The 16,594-nt window shown below is 70.9% G+C and carries 16 protein-coding genes; 13 read left to right on the forward strand and 3 right to left on the reverse strand.

The genetic code is table 11. The annotated features are described in order from the left end of the window. Positions 1-109: 109 nt before the first annotated feature. From IO24_RS0129505 to IO24_RS0129540, 8 genes are all read left to right on the forward strand, one after another. On the forward strand, positions 110-754 hold the full coding sequence (locus tag IO24_RS0129505; protein WP_031140847.1) for an HAD family hydrolase: 645 nt from the start codon (positions 110-112) through the stop codon (positions 752-754). 88 nt (positions 755-842) lie between these two features. Then, positions 843-2,063, forward strand: a complete 1,221-nt coding sequence (locus IO24_RS0129510; RefSeq protein WP_031140850.1) for an MFS transporter — start codon at positions 843-845, stop codon at positions 2,061-2,063. Continuing rightward, positions 2,014-3,186: an acetoin utilization protein AcuC gene (locus tag IO24_RS0129515; RefSeq protein WP_031140852.1), complete on the forward strand. Its 1,173-nt coding sequence runs from the start codon at positions 2,014-2,016 to the stop codon at positions 3,184-3,186. Before IO24_RS0129510 ends, IO24_RS0129515 begins: the two co-directional genes overlap by 50 nt. Before the next feature lie 84 nt (positions 3,187-3,270). After that, positions 3,271-4,086, forward strand: a complete 816-nt coding sequence (locus IO24_RS0129520; RefSeq protein WP_031140854.1) for a phosphatase — start codon at positions 3,271-3,273, stop codon at positions 4,084-4,086. Positions 4,087-4,215: 129 nt separating this feature from the next. Next, on the forward strand, positions 4,216-4,428 hold the full coding sequence (locus IO24_RS0129525; RefSeq protein WP_004984898.1) for a helix-turn-helix domain-containing protein: 213 nt from the start codon (positions 4,216-4,218) through the stop codon (positions 4,426-4,428). A gap of 155 nt (positions 4,429-4,583) precedes the next feature. Continuing rightward, the gene (locus tag IO24_RS43515; protein ID WP_003948845.1) at positions 4,584-4,682 is read left to right on the forward strand and encodes a 30S ribosomal protein bS22; all 99 of its coding nucleotides are present in this window, start codon (positions 4,584-4,586) and stop codon (positions 4,680-4,682) included. A gap of 201 nt (positions 4,683-4,883) precedes the next feature. Continuing rightward, positions 4,884-5,945, forward strand: coding sequence for an NAD-dependent epimerase/dehydratase family protein (locus IO24_RS0129535; protein ID WP_031140858.1), 1,062 nt, complete (start codon positions 4,884-4,886; stop codon positions 5,943-5,945). A 14-nt stretch (positions 5,946-5,959) separates the two neighbouring features. Then, positions 5,960-7,015 carry a lysophospholipid acyltransferase family protein gene (locus IO24_RS0129540; RefSeq protein ID WP_031140861.1) on the forward strand — a complete coding sequence of 352 codons (1,056 nt, stop codon included), beginning with the start codon at positions 5,960-5,962 and terminating at the stop codon, positions 7,013-7,015. 80 nt (positions 7,016-7,095) lie between these two features. Here the strand turns inward: IO24_RS0129540 and IO24_RS0129545 are convergent, their stop codons facing one another. From IO24_RS0129545 to IO24_RS0129555, 3 genes are all read right to left on the reverse strand, one after another. Continuing rightward, positions 7,096-8,340 (reverse strand): DUF5667 domain-containing protein, encoded by a 1,245-nt coding sequence (locus IO24_RS0129545; protein ID WP_031140864.1) that lies wholly within the window; start codon positions 8,338-8,340, stop codon positions 7,096-7,098. A 236-nt stretch (positions 8,341-8,576) separates the two neighbouring features. Further along, the gene (locus tag IO24_RS0129550; RefSeq protein ID WP_031140866.1) at positions 8,577-9,347 is read right to left on the reverse strand and encodes an ECF subfamily RNA polymerase sigma factor, BldN family; all 771 of its coding nucleotides are present in this window, start codon (positions 9,345-9,347) and stop codon (positions 8,577-8,579) included. A 351-nt stretch (positions 9,348-9,698) separates the two neighbouring features. Further along, the gene (locus IO24_RS0129555; protein WP_078899468.1) at positions 9,699-10,616 is read right to left on the reverse strand and encodes an HAD family hydrolase; all 918 of its coding nucleotides are present in this window, start codon (positions 10,614-10,616) and stop codon (positions 9,699-9,701) included. A 170-nt stretch (positions 10,617-10,786) separates the two neighbouring features. On the opposite strand from IO24_RS0129555, the gene IO24_RS0129560 reads away from it, so the two are divergent. The 5 genes from IO24_RS0129560 (at position 10,787) to IO24_RS0129580 (ending at position 16,588) form a co-directional block, all read left to right on the forward strand. Beyond that, positions 10,787-11,056 carry a glutaredoxin family protein gene (locus IO24_RS0129560; protein WP_031140870.1) on the forward strand — a complete coding sequence of 90 codons (270 nt, stop codon included), beginning with the start codon at positions 10,787-10,789 and terminating at the stop codon, positions 11,054-11,056. Between the two features lie 312 nt (positions 11,057-11,368). Beyond that, complete coding sequence (locus IO24_RS0129565) at positions 11,369-12,130, forward strand: redox-sensing transcriptional repressor Rex (RefSeq protein ID WP_031140872.1); 762 nt, start codon at positions 11,369-11,371, stop codon at positions 12,128-12,130. Next, positions 12,127-13,893 (forward strand): glutamyl-tRNA reductase, encoded by a 1,767-nt coding sequence (locus tag IO24_RS0129570; RefSeq protein ID WP_031140874.1) that lies wholly within the window; start codon positions 12,127-12,129, stop codon positions 13,891-13,893. The genes IO24_RS0129565 and IO24_RS0129570 overlap by 4 nt, the downstream gene beginning before the upstream one ends. Beyond that, positions 13,890-14,885, forward strand: a complete 996-nt coding sequence (gene hemC / locus IO24_RS0129575) for a hydroxymethylbilane synthase (protein ID WP_031140876.1) — start codon at positions 13,890-13,892, stop codon at positions 14,883-14,885. Before IO24_RS0129570 ends, hemC begins: the two co-directional genes overlap by 4 nt. Further along, entirely contained in the window at positions 14,882-16,588 is a 1,707-nt protein-coding gene (locus tag IO24_RS0129580; RefSeq protein WP_031140878.1) for a bifunctional uroporphyrinogen-III C-methyltransferase/uroporphyrinogen-III synthase, read from the forward strand. The genes hemC and IO24_RS0129580 overlap by 4 nt, the downstream gene beginning before the upstream one ends. The last annotated feature ends 6 nt before the right edge of the window (positions 16,589-16,594 follow it).

The following is a 16,594-nucleotide window of genomic DNA, read 5'->3' on the forward strand; positions in this document are numbered from 1 at the left end:
ATGGTACTGCAGGGGGGACCCTGTGGGAGAGTAGGACGCCGCCGAACAATTTTTGGGAAAACCCCCGCATCTTCGGATGCGGGGGTTTTCTGCGTTTAGGCTCGAATCCATGCGCTACGACCTCGTGATCTTCGACAATGACGGTGTGCTCGTCGACAGTGAGCCCATCTCCAACCGGCTGCTCGCGGCGTACCTCACCGAACTGGGGCACCCCACCTCGTACGAGGAGTCCATCCGGGACTACATGGGATCCGCAATGCACCGGATTCATGAGCTGGTCCTCGAGCGGACCGGGCAGCGGTTGCCGGAAAGCTTCGACGACGTCTTTCACGCGCGGGTGTTCGCGGCGTTCGAGCAGGAACTGGTGGCCGTGGCCGGGGCGTCCGAAGTCCTGGAGAAGCTGGCCGCGGACGGGGTGCCGTACTGCGTGGCCTCCTCCGGGAGTCATGAGCGGATCCGGGTGGGGCATCGGACGACGGGGCTCGACCGGTGGTTCGACGACGGGCGGATCTTCAGCTCGCAGGACGTCGGTCGAGGCAAGCCGGCCCCCGATCTCTTCCTGTACGCCGCCGAGCGGATGAGGGTCCCACCGGAGCGGTGCGCCGTCGTCGAGGACAGTCCGCTGGGTGTGCAGGCCGCCGTCGCTGCGGGGATGGACGTCTACGGGTTCACCGCCATGACGCCGGCGGAGAAGCTGGCCGGGGCGGACAGGCTCTTCTCGGACATGGGGGAGCTGACCGGCCTCCTGGCGTGAGTCGCTCCCCTGGGCCCGCTGAAGCTGAGGCAAATTCATCTTTGGCTGGATCTACCCACGGGTAAGTCTGGGCCCTACGCTCGCCGCCATGACTGATGTGCTGCGGCGCGGCAGGGCCTCGCTGGCGTTCAGCTTCGTGGTGCAGGGTGTCGCCTTCGCCCTGCTCGTGACGAGGATTCCCGCCATCCAGGACCGCTACGGGGTCTCCGACGCGCTGCTGCCCGCGTTTCTGGCCGCCGTGCCGATCCTCGCCGGGGTCGGCAGCGTGACGACCGAGCGGCTGGTGAAGCGCGTGCGGCCGAGCCGCCTGCTGCGGTGGTCCCAGCCCGTGGTGCTGCTGGCGCTGCTCGGGGTCGGGGCCGGGGAGCGGATGGTGGAGCTGGGCGTCGCGCTGGCGGCGTTCGGGCTCGCCGTCGGTGTGCTGGACGCGTCGATGAACATGCTCGGGGTGAGCCTGCAACGGTCGTACGGGCGCAGCATCATGCTCAGTTTCCACGCGGCCTACAGCCTGGGTGGGATCGTCGGGGCGTCGCTGGCGTGGGTGGGTGCGCACTGGCATCTGGCGTTGTGGGTGTCGTATCTGCCGGTCGTGCTGGTGCTGCTGCCGGCTGTGCTGGTGGGCAGCCGGTGGTATGCCGACGATCGGGGCGGTGCGGCGGCCGAGGCGGAGGAGACGGCGGGGGAGGGACGGGCGGTCCGCTTCAAGTGGCTGCTGCCGCTGTGCCTGGTGATGACGGTCGCGTACATCGGTGACTCGACGGTTTCCAACTGGAGCGCCAAGTACTTGCAGGACGTGCTCGGATCCTCGGAGCAGATGGCGACGGTGCCGTACAACGTGTACATGGTCACCACGCTGCTGGGGCGGGCGATCGGGGACCTCGGGGTGCGGCGGTTCGGGGCGGTCGCCGTGGTGCGGGGCGGGGCGCTGGTGGCGGCGGGCGGGTTCGCGGTGGTGGCCGCGGCGCCCGGGGCGTGGGTGGGCATGCTGGGGTTCACTCTGCTGGGGCTGGGGTTGTGTGTGCTGGTGCCGCAGACCTTCGCTGCGGCCGGCAGGCTGTTCCCGGGGGCTTCGGATGCGGCCGTCGCGCGGCTGAATGTCTTCAACTATGTGGGGTTTTTGATCGGTTCGCCGTTGGTCGGGGCGCTCGGGGATCTGTGGAGCTATCGCGGGGCCATGCTTGTGCCGATGGTGTTGGTGCTGGTGACGCTGGTGTACGCCCGGTCGTTCGAGGCTCAACCGGACCGATACGGTGGCGGGCATGAGCGGCCGCGCACAGCTGATGTGGGACGAGGCAGTAACGGGCTATGACTTCGGTCCGGGGCATCCGATGGACCCGGTCCGGCTCGCCCTGACCCGGAAGCTGGTCGAGTCCTTCGGACTGGACCGTGAGGTGGACGTGGTCGCCGCGAAGGCGGCCGGGGAGTCGACGCTGCGGCTCGTGCACCGACAGGACTACATCGGGGCGGTGAAGGCCGCGTCGGTGGATCCGGCGGCGGCAGACCAGTCGTACGGGCTGGGGACGATGGACGATCCGGCGTTCGCCGGGATGCACGAGGTGTCGTCGCTGATCGCCGGGCAGTCGGTCGGGGCGGCGGAGGCGGTGTGGCGCGGTGGGGCGCTGCACGCGGTGAATTTCGCGGGCGGGCTGCACCACGCGATGCCGGGCGGTGCGTCCGGTTTCTGCATCTACAACGACGCCTCGCTGGCCATCGCGCGACTGCTGGAGCTCGGGGCGGAGCGGGTCGCGTACGTCGACGTCGACGTGCATCACGGGGACGGGGTCCAGGCGGCGTTCTGGGAGGACCCGCGGGTGCTGACGATCTCGCTGCACGAGCATCCCCGGACGCTGTTCCCGCAGACCGGGTGGCCGGAGGAGACCGGGGCGGACTGCGCGGAGGGCTCCGCGGTGAACGTGGCGCTGCCGGCCGGGACCGGGGACGCGGGATGGCTGCGGGCGTTCCACGCGGTGGTGCCGGAGCTGATCGCGGACTTCCGGCCGCAGGTGCTGGTGACGCAGCACGGGGCCGACACGCACTTCGAGGATCCGCTGGCGCATCTGGCGGTGTCGCTGGACGCGCAGCGGGCGGTGCAGGTGGCCTGTCACGACCTGGCGCACGAGTACGCCGACGGGCGGTGGATCGCCCTCGGCGGGGGTGGCTACGCGGTGGTCGACGTCGTGCCGCGCTCGTGGACGCATCTGGTCGCGATCGCGGCGGGCCGGGCCGTGGAGCCCGAGGCGATGATCCCCGAAAGCTGGCGGCAGGAAGTGTTCGCGAAGACGCGGCAGTTGGCCCCGGCCCGGATGACGGACGGGCGCTGGCCCGTCGCCTGGAGCGGCTGGGAGGAGGGCTACGACCCGGCGGACCGGCTGGACCAGGCGGTGCTGGCGGCCCGGCGGGCGGTGTTCCCGCTGCGGGGTCTGCTGGCGTGAGGGGATGTCGTCGGGCGTAGGCCGACCGTGCGGTGTTCGCCGGTTCCCGGGACAGGCGGAGTGCCGATCACGCACGATCTGCGTGTGCTGACCACCGAAGCCCTCCGTGCGCACCTGGTGGGCGCGCGGCTCGCCGGGACCGTCGCGACCTCTCGTGAGGTCAGCCTGCGCAGTTACCGGCTCTTCGCCGCCCGGGACCCCCGCGTGCTGCTCGGCATCGATCCGGAAGGTGCGTGGAAGCAGCGGGAGTTGATCGAGCTGATGGCGGACCGGTGTGGTGTTTCAGCCGATTCCCGGCAGGTTTCCGGTCAGGACGTGATCGATCCAGAGCGGACCCTGGCGGCGCTGGACGCCTTCGCGGAACGCCTCGCCGAGGCCGCCGGACGCTGTGCTCCGGTGCTTCTCGGCACCGGGCATCCACACCGGCTGCTCGGTTTCTACGGCGCTCTGGCAGACGCGCTGTCGGCGGCGGGATGTGCCGTCCTCACCCCCGCGCAGGGTCGTCGTATCGACATAACGACCCGGTTCGGCCTACGCACGTACAACCTCGACTACGTACGAGGAGTCGCGCTGGTGCGGACCCCGGGCACGGAACGCCCCGGTTGTGAGCCCGGCGCACATACGCACTCACCTCTCCCGGTTCGTACCGTACTGGCCGCTTGTGCGGAGGCCGGCGGGCCCCTCCCCGAGCTGGTGATCGGGGACCACGGATGGGTCTGCGGGGCAGGTCAGCTGGGGTTCGAGGCGATCGGGCCGGCCGACACGGACGACCCGGCGCTGTTCGTGGGGGAGGCCGAGGGGTCCGTGTCCGTCGTCGTTCCACTTGATGACGGCGTGCGGTCTGATTACTACCTGCCGCTTACCCGCTACGTACTCAATCGGGCGTGTCTGTCACAGTAGGCCGCCGATGGGTGCACCTCTTCCCCACTCGCATCACTGGCCCCTACATTGGGGAGTGAGCACGCAACGACGAAGAGTCACCGGAAGGGGAAGCCGGTGGCCGTCGAGTGCGGAAGGTTCAGGTGTGTCATGGCTGCAGCTGGCGAGAGGCCTCTGAACGAGGTTCAGTTCCTTACCGTGGCGGAAGTCGCCTCGGTGATGCGAGTGTCGAAGATGACCGTGTACCGGTTGGTGCACAGCGGTCATCTGCCCGCGATCCGTGTGGGGCGGTCCTTCCGCGTCCCGGAGCAAGCGGTGCACGAGTACCTCCGCGAGAGCTATGTGGGGGTGGAAACCGCCTGACGGCAGGGTCGGGGCGATCCCCACAGGGCACTTCCGGATCTCCCCGGCCTCCTCGATTACGACCTCAGCGCTCGGACGGGTAGGCTGGCCCCTCGTAGGTCGTATGGGCCCATGGCGCCCAAACACCGAGTGATGAGAAGTGAGCGAGGGTAGTCGTGGGCTCTGTTATCAAGAAGCGGCGCAAGCGGATGGCGAAGAAGAAGCACCGCAAGCTGCTCAAGCGCACGCGCGTTCAGCGTCGCAACAAGAAGTAAGTTCGCGACGCGGACGCCGCGAGAGCGTTGCTGTGGCCCCCCACCCACCGGTGGGGGGCCACACGCATATCCGCTCCTGCGTCCGGCCGGCTTCGGTCACTTCGCGCTCCGGGCGGTCATCACAGCGCAACGACAACCCGCTAAGTTGGCCCCACGGGGGAACGCGGCGGGGCAAGAGGTTCTGGAAGGAAGGCGCTGATCTTGGGCAAGGTCGTGCTCGTGACCGGAGTGGCCCGCCAGCTGGGGGGCCGGTTCGTCAGGCGGATCCAGCGGGACCCCGAGGTGGATCGGGTCGTCGCCGTGGACGCGGTGCCGCCCGAGCACCATCTGGGCGGTGCGGACTTCGTCCAGGCCGACATCCGGCAGCCCGGAATCGCGCGGGTGCTCGCCGAGACGGGCGCCGACACGATCGTCCACCTGGACGTGACGGGCACGCCGCTGGGCAGCGGCAACCGGACCTCCCTGAAGGAGACCAACGTCATCGGCACCATGCAGCTGCTCGGTGCCTGCCAGAAATCCCCGTCCGTGCAGCGGCTGGTCGTGAAGTCCAGCACCAACGTCTACGGCTCCGCGCCCCGTGACCCGGCCGTGTTCACCGAGACGACCCCGCCCAAGTCCCTGCCCAGCGGCGGCTTCGCCAAGGACACCGTCGAGGTCGAGGGCTACGTCCGCGGCTTCGCGCGCCGCCGGCCCGATGTCGCCGTCTGCGTGCTGCGGTTCGCCAACATCCTCGGCCCGACCGCGGACACGCCGCTCGCCTCGTACTTCGCGCTGCCGGTCCTGCCGACCGTGTTCGGCTACGACCCGCGGCTGCAGTTCGTGCACGAGGACGACGTGATCGAGGTGCTGCGGATCGGCTCCCACGAACCCCGGCGGGGCACGCTCAACAGCGGCACCTTCAACATCGCCGGCGACGGCGTGCTGCTGCTCTCCCAGTGCTCCCGGCGCCTGGGGCGGCCCACCGTGCCCCTGCTGCTCCCGGCCGTCACCTGGGCGGGCTCGCTGGTGCGTACGCTGGGGATGACGGACTTCTCGCCCGAGCAGATCCGGCTGCTCACCCACGGCCGGGTGGTGGCCACGGGCCAGATGCGCGAGACGCTGGGATTCCAGCCCAAGTACACGACCGCGGAGACGTTCGCCGACTTCGCCCGCAGTCAGGGTCCCGGACTTCTTCCGCCGCAGGCCCTTGCGGGGGCCGTCGACAGGATCGCCGACCTGCCCCTCGCGGGCGGCGGACACTCCCCGACGCAGAGCGCCAACTGAGGAGCGCATCAACGATGGCGGACGCCAAGGTCATTCCGTTCGACGACGACCGGTCCCGGGGGAGCGCCGCTCAGCGTCCCCAGCGGCGCCGGAGCGCCGGGAACCGCCGCCCGGGCACGGAGTCCGTGCCGGTCCGTGAGGTGCAGCCCCTGCCCACCAGGGCTGCTGCGCAGGATGATGTTCCTGTGACTTCTGAGGAACAGCCGCCGGAGCCTTCCCGGGACGGCGAGGGCGGGCTCGAACGGCGGATCGCGGGCGGCCTGGCCTTCCTGCGCCGCCGCCTCACCGGGGACTACGAGGTCGACGACTTCGGCTACGACGAGGAGCTCACCGACCAGGTCCTGATGTCCCTGCTGCGCCCGCTGTACGACACGTACTTCCGGGTCGAGGTGAAGGGCGTCGAGAACATCCCGTCCGAGGGCGGCGCGCTGATCGTCGCCAACCACTCCGGCACGCTGCCGATGGACGGCCTGATGATGCAGGTCGCCGTGCACGACAACCATCCGGCGGGCCGGCATCTGCGGCTGCTCGCCGCGGATCTGGTGTTCATGCTGCCGGTGGTCAACGAGCTGGCCCGCAAGCTCGGTCACACCCTGGCGTGCGCCGAGGACGCGTCCCGGCTGCTGGAGCAGGGCGAACTGGTCGGGGTGATGCCGGAGGGCTTCAAGGGCCTCGGCAAGCCCTTCTCGGACCGCTACAAGCTGCAGCGCTTCGGCCGCGGCGGTTTCGTCTCGACGGCTCTGCGCGCGGGGACGCCGATCGTGCCCTGCTCGATCGTCGGGGCGGAGGAGATCTATCCGATGATCGGCAACGCCAAGACCGTCGCGCGGCTGCTGGGCTTCCCGTACTTCCCGATCACGCCCACGTTCCCGTGGCTCGGGCCGCTCGGGGCGATTCCGCTGCCGACCAAGTGGACGATCCAGTTCGGCGAGCCGATCCCCACGGACGGCTATCCGCCGGAGGCGGCCGAGGACCCGATGCTGATGTTCAACCTGACCGACCAGGTCAGGGAGCAGATCCAGCACACCCTGTACAAGCTGCTGGTGCAGCGGCGGTCGGTGTTCTTCTGACGCCGACGTTCGCAACAGCCCGCCGGTCGCGTACGACGATGGGGGCGCCCCTTGTCCGGAGGCGCCCCCATCGTCGCCTTCTAGTCCGCGTCCTCGCTGTCGATGCCCAGCCCGGGCAGCAGACCGGGCAGGAGCGGCGGGAGCGTCACGTCCGGCTCGGGGAACGGCGTGTTGCCCTCTGCCGACGGGGAGGTGCTCGCCTCGCTGTCCTTGTCCTTCGGCGGGTCGAGCAGGCCGCCGGTGTTGCCGCCGAGCAGGCCGTCGCCGTCGATGCCGGAGCCGGCCGAGCGGCTGGGGCTGCCACTGCCGGTGCTGCCTTCGTCGCTGTGCCTGCCGCCGCTGTCGCTGGGGCGGGTCGAGCGGTCGGTGCCGGAGGAGCCGCTGGGAGCCGACTCGGTAGCGCCCTGCCGCTTGCCGTCGCGGCCGCTGGTGGCCGGAGGCTCGGGCAGCAGGGACCGCAGCGGGGCGACGTCCTCCTCTATGGCGTCGAACACCGAGGAGACCTCCTCGCTGACGTCCCCCAGCTGGACGGGCAGTCGCTCGCGCAGTTCGCCCCAGGCCTCGCGGTGGGAGCGGGAGAACGCGGACAGGGCCTGGATGGGGCCGAGTGAGTCCGGATCGCGCTTGTACGCCTCGCTCAGCAACCGATGGCCCTCGGACGCGTCGTGCCGCATGCCGGACAGGGCGCGGCGGACCTCGCCGAGGGACTCGTGGTCCAGGGGGCCGCTGCGGCCGCGCTCCATCAGGCGGCGGGCTTCGCTGAGCCGGGTGGAGGCGTGGTCCAGGTAGACCCGGCCGCGCTCGTCCGCCCCGTCGGCGAGGCCGAGCTTGACGTCCTCGATGCCGCGTTTGAGGCCGTAGAGCGAGTCGCCGGGCAGGGCGTCCGAGCTGGCGGCGGAGACTCCGCCGAAGGCGCTCGCGGCCACCCCGACACTGAGTCCGCCCGCGGTGAGGCCCTTGGCGAGCCGGGAACGCGGTCGGAACTTCTTCAGCGAACTCGCGCGGTGCGCGCCGCGGGCCCGCTGCTCGGGGACCGCACGGTCCGTCGCCCCGCCGCCCGCGGTGCCCTCCTGCAGCATGGCCTCGAACGCGGCCACCAGCTGGGCCCGCTGGACGACCTTGACCTCCGGGTCGAGCTCCGGCTTGGGCAGCGCGCCGAGACCCGAGGCGAGCGCCAGATGGCGGGCCTGTTCGCTCGGTTCCGCGACTGCCGGGGCCGGTGCCGATCCTTCGGGCTGCTCGGCCGCCGTGCCCTGCTCGGACTGCTCCTCCAGGGCCTGGGCGAAGGCGTTCGCCCGCCGGTGCGCCGATACGTTCGCGATCACTGGCGGCACCTCCTCTCGTCATGACGGTCGACTCCCCAGGGGGTCCTGAGGGTTGCACACCCTGACCACGACCACACGATCGAGTGATCGGAGACGGTCAGGGGGTGACCACAGGGAGCCTGCATCCCGCACAACGAGTGGCGTGGCACTTGGGTTACGGACGCCGGATGATCGGATGCCGAAGTCAACGGACTTTCACGGACAGTGAGTTGGGTGTCGCCGAGCGTGCGGGGCGGTCAGCGGGCGTCTTCCGGGAGGAGCCGGGCGAGGGTGCGGACGGCCCGGTACTGGAGGGTCTTGATGGCGCCCTCGTTCTTGCCCATCACCCGGGCGGTCTCGGCGACGGAGAGGCCTTGGAGGAAGCGGAGCGTCACACACTCCTGCTGCTGGGGGTTGAGCCGCCGTACGGCCTCGAGCAGGGCGGCGTTGGAGAGGGACTCCAGGACGGAGTCCTCGGGGGAGCGCTCGACCTCGTTGGCGTCGAGCATCTCGCCGGTGGTGACCTCGAGGCGGAAGCGGCTGGACTTGAAGTGGTCCGCGACGAGGTTGCGGGCGATGGTGACGAGCCAGGCGCCGAAGTCTCGGCCCTGCCAGGTGAAGGTGCCGATGCGGCGCAGGGCACGCAGAAAGGTCTCGCTGGTGAGGTCCTCGGCTGTGGCCTTTCCTCCGACCCGGTAGTAGATGTACCGGTAGACGGTGTCGCTGTACTGGTCGTAGAGGCGGCCGAAGGCATCGGACTCGCCGGCCTGGGCACGCTCCACGAGGTCCATCATCCGGGCGCTGTCGCTGTCCGCCGCCGGTCGGCGGGCGGTGGCCGCCCCGGACGGGCGGCCTCGTCTGCCGACCGCAGCGCTGCCGTCGGCCAGTGCGTAGCACGGGCCGACGGGCGCGGCGGTGGCGAATGCGGGGACGGCGTACGCGGTGGGGACGAAGCCGCGCAACAGGTCTTGGACCGTTGCGCGCAGCGTAGCCAGGCCCGAGGCGTCAACCCCGACGTGTGGGTACACGGGACTCCCAGAGGCAGAGCTTCCATCACGTGCAGTGCGGGACCTTTCACCCGTCGTAGCGACGGAGGGGTACCGGATTGCGTCTGAGGAGAATAACGCTTCGTGCAGGCACTGCTACACCGAGTTGCTCAAATCATCGATTACGTCGCTTCCGTAACCGATTGGCGCCCTATCAAGTGCCAGAGTGTGAACGGTTGTTGATCAGAATGGTTCGGATTGCGGCCGGGTCCGGGGCGTGTTGTGGCCGTGTCCAGCCAAGAGGACTGGATACGAGGTTGTGGGGGTACGCCAGTTGGATTTACGGGGGTTGTCATCCCGCAAGCGAAGGTGTCCCGGATTGATCAGGTGAGGTCAGCGGCGCCGGCGGTGCAGGGCGATGGCCGCTGCCGTGCCGCCCGCCACCGCGCCCACTCCGGCCGCCGCCGGGATGCCGACCTTGGCCGCCTTGCGGCCGGTGCGGTAGTCGCGCAGGCGCCAGTCCAGCTTGCGGGCGTGCTTGCGCAGCTTGGAGTCCGGGTTGATGGCGTAGGGGTGGCCGACCAGCGAGAGCATCGGGATGTCGTTGTGCGAGTCGCTGTAGGCGGCACAGCGGCCGAGGTCCAGGCCCTCGGCGGCGGCCAGGGCGCGGACCGCCTCGGCCTTCGCGGGGCCGTGCAGCGGTTCGCCGACGAGTTTGCCGGTGTAGACGCCGTCGACGGACTCGGCGACCGTGCCGAGGGCGCCGGTCAGGCCGAGGCGGCGGGCGATGACCGTGGCGATCTCGACGGGGGCGGCCGTCACCAGCCAGACCTTCTGGCCCGCGTCCAGGTGGGCCTGGGCGAGGGCGCGGGTACCGGGCCAGATGCGCTCGGCCATGTACTCGTCGTAGATCTCCTCGCCGATCGACTGCAGTTCGGCGACGCGGTGGCCCTGGACGATCGACAGGGCCGACTCGCGGGCCTCCTGCATGTGCTCGGGATCCTCGACCCCGGCGAGCCGGAACCACGCCTGCTGCCAGGCGAACTTCGCGAGGTCGCGCGTCTCGAAGAACTTCCGCTTGTACAGGCCCCGCCCGAAGTGGAAGATCGCGGCACCCTGCATGACGGTGTTGTCCAGGTCGAAGAAGGCGGCGGCCTGGTCGTCGCCGTGCACCGGGAACTGCGGTTCCTCGGTCGTGCCGGCGGCTTCCTGGGTGGATTTGCGCGCTGCCTCCGCCGAGGCCTCGCCTGCCAAAACGCTCCGCGCCGTGGCGGAGCGCCTACGGGGAGTGAGCCATCCTAGAGCGGCCATGGCGTGAGCATAGCCAGTTTGTTCGGGGGTTCCGGAGTCGAGAGGTCGGGACGCTGTGAACTCTCGGCGAGCGTTCGTCGAAGATGCCGCGCGGGACGGACGCGGCCGGCGTGTCTCCCTGGCGCTTTCGCGAGCGTTCCCCTGCCGGCGGGCGCGCGACAATGGCCGACATGAGTCCCCTATTCCGTCGCAGGCCCCCTCAGGACCGGCTCGTCACCCTGATCCGGAAGCCCGGCTGTCATCTGTGTGATGACGCACAGGTCGTTGTGGAGAAGGTGTGCGGTGATCTCGGAGTCCCCTGGGAGCAGAAGGACATCACCGAGGATCGGGAACTGCACGACCAGTACTGGGAGCAGATCCCGGTCGTGCTGGTGGACGGCGTGCAGCACACGTTCTGGCGCGTGAACGAGGACCGCCTGCGCAAGGCGCTGACCGACTGATCCCGCCCGGTGAGCGACTGACCGACCAGTCCAAAGTGCCCGCCGGGTCGCTTAGGATCGACGGTGACTTGGTCTCGGGGGCGGGATTCACTGAGGAGAGTGTGCGTTTTGCCCCCAGAAGACAAGGGACGGCGGCGCCTGTGCGCCGGTTCCCTGGGCGTGCGCCGGGGGCGCGTGAGCCCGGTCACGTTGGGCGGGCAAAACGGACACCATCTTTGTGCACGCGTTCACAAAGACATAGCCTGCATTCGACGGGGCGGTCATGTAGGGACGTATGACCGCCTACAGCCCCGCTCTACCCGCAGGAGCACCGTGGCAACTGGCCGAACTCACCGACCGGCGACCCGCAGCCGAGGGATTCCCGAGGCCACCGTCGCCCGGCTTCCGCTGTACCTCCGCGCTCTGACCGCGTTGTCGGAGCGCTCGGTTCCCACGGTCTCCTCCGAGGAGCTCGCGGCCGCGGCGGGGGTCAACTCCGCGAAGCTGCGCAAGGACTTCTCCTACCTCGGGTCGTACGGGACCAGGGGCGTCGGCTACGACGTCGAGTATCTCGTGTACCAGATCTCCCGCGAACTGGGGCTCACCCAGGACTGGCCGGTCGTGATCGTCGGTATCGGCAACCTCGGCGCCGCCCTCGCCAACTACGGCGGTTTCGCCTCCCGCGGGTTCCGGGTCGCCGCGCTGATCGACGCCGACCCGGCCATGGCCGGCAAGCCCGTCGCCGGGATCCCGGTGCAGCACTCCGACGACCTGGAGAAGATCATCCAGGACAACGGCGTGTCCATCGGTGTCATCGCCACCCCGGCCGGTGCCGCCCAGGCCGTCTGCGAGCGGCTCGTGGCCGCCGGTGTCACCTCCATCCTGAACTTCGCGCCGACCGTGCTGTCCGTCCCCGAAGGCGTCGACGTGCGCAAGGTCGACCTCTCCATCGAGCTGCAGATCCTCGCCTTCCACGAGCAGCGCAAGGCCGGAGAGGGAGCCGCCTCCGACGGGGGCGTCCCGGCCGCCGCCGCCCGGAGCGAGTCCGCCGACCAGGGGCCTGACGGGGACATGCCCGCCGTGATGCCGGCATGAGCCTCCTCGTCGTCGGACTCAGCCACCGCAGCGCCCCGGTCAGCGTGCTGGAGCGGGCCTCGCTGAGCGCGGACGCGCAGATCAAGCTGCTCCAGGACACGGTCGCCGCCGAACCGGCCACCGAGGCCGCGGTGCTCGCCACCTGCAACCGCATCGAGCTCTACGCCGACGTGGACAAGTTCCACGCCGGTGTCGCCGAACTGTCCACGCTGCTCGCCCAGCACAGCGGGGTCGGCCTGGAGGAGCTCACTCCCTATCTCTACGTGCACTACGAGGACCGGGCCGTCCACCACCTGTTCTCGGTGGCCTGCGGACTGGACTCCATGGTCGTCGGCGAGGGGCAGATCCTCGGCCAGATCAAGGACTCCCTGGCCCGCGCGCAGGAGCTGAACTCCGCGGGCCGGCTGCTGAACGACCTGTTCCAGCAGGCCCTCAGGGTCGGCAAGCGCGCCCACTCCGAGACCGGCATCGACCGCGCCGGCCAGTCCCTGGTCACCTTCGGCCTTGAGCAGCTGGCCCGGGGCGGGGACGTACAGCAATGGGCGCGGGGCAAGAAGGCCCTGGTCATCGGGGCCGGGTCGATGTCCTCCCTGGCCGCCGCCACGCTCGCGCGGGCCGGTGTCACCGAGATCGTCGTGGCCAACCGCACCTTCGACCGCGCCGAGCGCCTCGCCCAGATCCTCATGGAGGGCGACGACACGGACGTGGCGGCCCGCGCGGTACCGATGGAGTCGGTGCCGGCCGAGCTGACACGTGCCGACGTCACCGTCTCCTGCACCGGCGCGACGGGCCTGGTCCTGACGGCCGAGTCGGTCGCCGAGGCGATCGAGGGCCGTACTCCGCCGTCGGCGGTGCACGGCGAGGACGGGCCGACGGCGCCGGGCGGCGACTCCGCCCGTACGGCCGGGGCGCAGCGCAGCGGTCCGTCGGGCACCAGCCTCGGCAGCGAGGACGGCTGCCCGCTGGAGCTGTCCTCGGTGCAGGGCACCGCCGGATTCTCCGTACTGGGCGACGCCGCCGTGGCCGGAATGGCCGCCGCCGAGCTGGAGCAGCACGCGGCGTGGGTGGACAAGGGCACGGTGGGCGACGCCCAGCGTGCGGCGGGCGCTGCGGCCCGGCCGGGAACGGCCGGCACGCTCGACCCCGCCGCGGACACCGACGCCATCGCCGCGCTCGCCGCGACCGCCGCGACCGTGGGGCGGATCCCGGAGCGGCGCCGGCCCGAGCCGGTCGAGGAGCCGCAGCGGCCCGAGCCCGTGCTCTTCCTGCTGGACCTGGCGATGCCGCGTGACATCGACGCGGCCGCGCACCGGCTGTCCGGGGTGCGGCTGGTGGACATCGAGTCGCTCGCCGAGGCCTCCGCGGGCGCTCCGATGGCTGCCGATGTGGACCAGGTCCGGCGTATCGTCTCCGACGAGGTCGCGGCTTTCGGGGCAGCACTGCGGGCCGCGCACATCACACCGACCGTGGTCGCCCTGCGCACCATGGCCGCCGATGTCGTGGCCGGCGAGATCGCCCGGCTGGACGGGCGGCTGCCCGGTCTCGACGACAAACACCGAGCGGAGATCACCCAGACCGTGCGGCGCGTGGTCGACAAACTGCTCCACGCGCCGACCGTGCGGGTCAAGCAACTCGCGGCCGAACCCGGCGGCGCCGGGTACGCGGACGCGCTGCGGACCCTGTTCGACCTCGACCCCGAGACGGTGGCCGCCGTCTCCCGGGCCGAGGACAGCACCACCGAGAAAGACCGAGGGCCGGCATGAACGACAAGGCGCTACGGCTCGGCACCCGGCGCAGCAAGCTCGCCATGGCCCAGTCCGGCCAGGTGGCCAAAGCCGTGAGCCAGGTGACCGGGCGGCCCGTCGAGCTCGTCGAGATCACCACGCACGGCGATGTCTCGCGTGAGGCGCTCACCCAGATCGGCGGCACCGGCGTGTTCGTGACCGCCCTGCGCGACGCGCTCCTCAGGGGCGAGGTCGACTTCGCGGTGCACTCGCTGAAGGACCTGCCGACCACGCAGCCCGACGAACTGGTCGTGGCCGCCGTGCCGGTGCGCGAGGACCCGCGCGACGTGATCGTCGCCCGGGACGAGCTGAAGTTGACCGACCTGCCCTCCGGGGCCCGCATCGGTACGGGTTCGCCGCGCCGCATGGCACAGCTCAACGCGTACGCCCGCAGCCACGGCCTGGACATAGCGACGGTCCCGATCCGCGGCAACGTCGACACCCGCATCGGGTTCGTGCGCAGCGGTGAGCTCGACGCCGTCGTGCTGGCCGCCGCCGGACTGAACCGGATCGGCCGGGGCGACGAAGTGACCGACTTCCTGTCGGTCGACACGGTTTTGCCCGCCCCCGGCCAGGGGGCTCTGGCGATCGAGTGTGCCGCGGTCAACGCGGACCTCATCGCCCTGCTCGCCGAACTCGACGACCCGTACACGCGGATCGCCGTAACGGCCGAGCGATCACTGCTCGCCGCCCTGGAGGCCGGTTGCAGCGCACCTGTGGGCGCGCTGGCCGACCTTCCCCCACTCTCGGCTCCGCTCGAGCGGGGGGGCTCCCAGGCCGACGGGCAGATTGTCAAGGAAATGCGCCTGCGCGGCGTCGTCGGTACGACCGACGGCACGCGCATGGTGCAGCTGTCCACCACCGGTCCCGCGCCCGAGACGCACGACGGGGCAATGGCGCTCGGTCGCGAACTCGCGGCCGAGATGCTCGCCCAGGGCGCGGCCGGTCTGATGGGGGAGCGAGCGCAGTGAGCCCCACCACCCTTTCCGCCGGTCCTGAACACGGGCACGTCACCTTCCTGGGTGCCGGACCCGGAGATCCGGGACTGCTTACTCTGCGCGCCGTGGAGGCGCTGGCGCACGCGGACGTCCTCGTCGCCGAGCACGAGGTGCTCGACGTCGTGCGTCAGCACGCCAGGCAGGGCGTCTCCGAAGTGCACACGGACCCGGATCCCTCCCAGGACCCGGCGCCGGGCACAGGAACGCCCCAGCTGACGGTAGTTGACGGCACGTCAACCGCCGCAGCCGCCCCCGCCGTGCGGGATGCCGCACATCTTGTCATGGAGGCCGCGCGGGGCGGCAGGCGGGTCGTGCGTGCGGTGTCCGGGGACCCGGGCCTCGACACGTACGCCGCCGAGGAGATGCTGGCGTGCGCCGCCGCCGGGGTGCCCTTCGAGGTCGTCCCCGGCATCGCGAGCGCCGTCGGCGTGCCCGCGTACGCCGGTGTGCCGTTGCGGGACGCGCAGGGCGCGGACGTGCGGTTCGTGGACGCGCGCACGGCGTCGGACCGGTGCTGGACGGAGGTCGGGGCGTCAGACGGCACGGTCGTCGTGTCCACGACGCTGGACTCCGTCGCCGCGGCGGCCGGTGAGCTCGTCTCCGCCGGGCGCAAGCCGGACACCCCGATGACGGTCACCGTCGCCGGTACGACCACCCGGCAGCGCACCTGGACCGCCACGCTCGGCACGATCGCGCAGACGCTGAAGCAGGCCAAGGTGCTGCCCTCGCCCGACGGCGGCCGGCCGGTGATAGCCGTGGTCGGGGAGCGTTCCTCCGCCGCCCAGCGCGACCAGCTCGCGTGGTTCGAGTCCAAGCCGCTGTTCGGCTGGAAGGTGCTCGTGCCGCGCACGAAGGAGCAGGCGGTGTCGCTCTCCGACCAGCTGCGGTCGTACGGGGCCGTGCCGCACGAGGTGCCGACGATCGCCGTCGAGCCGCCGCGCACGCCCCAGCAGATGGAGCGCGCGGTCAAGGGCCTGGTGACGGGCCGCTACGAGTGGATCGCCTTCACGTCGGTGAACGCGGTCAAGGCCGTGCGGGAGAAGTTCGAGGAGTACGGGCTCGACGCGCGTGCCTTCGCGGGCATCAAGGTCGCGGCCGTCGGCGAGCAGACGGCGAAGGCGCTGATCGCGTTCGGCGTGAAGCCGGACCTGGTGCCGAGCGGTGAGCAGTCGGCCGCCGGTCTGCTGGAGGACTGGCCGCCCTACGACCCGGTTTTCGACCCGATCGACAGAGTGTTCCTGCCGCGTGCCGACATCGCCACCGAGACGCTGGTGGCCGGGCTGATCGAGCTCGGCTGGGAGGTCGACGACGTCACGGCCTACCGGACCGTGCGGGCCTCGCCGCCGCCGGCGGAGACCCGTGAGGCGATCAAGGGCGGCGGCTTCGACGCCGTTCTCTTCACGTCGTCCTCCACGGTGCGGAACCTGGTCGGCATCGCCGGCAAGCCGCACAACGTCACCGTGATCGCCTGCATCGGCCCGGCCACGGCCAAGACCGCCGAGGAGCACGGACTCCGGGTGGACGTCATGGCTCCGGAGCCGTCCGTCCACAAGCTGGCGGAAGCCCTGGCCGACTTCGGCGCGAAGCGCCGGGCGGCGGCTGTGGAGGCCGGGGACCCGGTGACGCGGCCGAGTGAACGGCGGCCGGGGGCACGGCGCAGGCGGTCCACGACGTAATCGCGT

Origin of the sequence: Streptomyces flavovariabilis (assembly GCF_000725785.1) — a bacterium.
Taxonomy (GTDB): Bacteria; Actinomycetota; Actinomycetes; order Streptomycetales; family Streptomycetaceae; genus Streptomyces; species Streptomyces hawaiiensis.

Coding starts and splice junctions, on each gene's coding strand:
- IO24_RS0129505 (WP_031140847.1), top strand. CDS start 110: ATGCGCTACGACCTCGTGATCTTCGACAATGACGGTGTGCTCGTCGAC.
- IO24_RS0129510 (WP_031140850.1), top strand. CDS start 843: ATGACTGATGTGCTGCGGCGCGGCAGGGCCTCGCTGGCGTTCAGCTTC.
- IO24_RS0129515 (WP_031140852.1), top strand. CDS start 2,014: ATGAGCGGCCGCGCACAGCTGATGTGGGACGAGGCAGTAACGGGCTAT.
- IO24_RS0129525 (WP_004984898.1), top strand. CDS start 4,216: ATGGCTGCAGCTGGCGAGAGGCCTCTGAACGAGGTTCAGTTCCTTACC.
- IO24_RS0129540 (WP_031140861.1), top strand. CDS start 5,960: ATGGCGGACGCCAAGGTCATTCCGTTCGACGACGACCGGTCCCGGGGG.
- IO24_RS0129555 (WP_078899468.1), bottom strand. CDS start 10,616: ATGGCCGCTCTAGGATGGCTCACTCCCCGTAGGCGCTCCGCCACGGCG.
- IO24_RS0129560 (WP_031140870.1), top strand. CDS start 10,787: ATGAGTCCCCTATTCCGTCGCAGGCCCCCTCAGGACCGGCTCGTCACC.
- IO24_RS0129570 (WP_031140874.1), top strand. CDS start 12,127: ATGAGCCTCCTCGTCGTCGGACTCAGCCACCGCAGCGCCCCGGTCAGC.
- hemC (WP_031140876.1), top strand. CDS start 13,890: ATGAACGACAAGGCGCTACGGCTCGGCACCCGGCGCAGCAAGCTCGCC.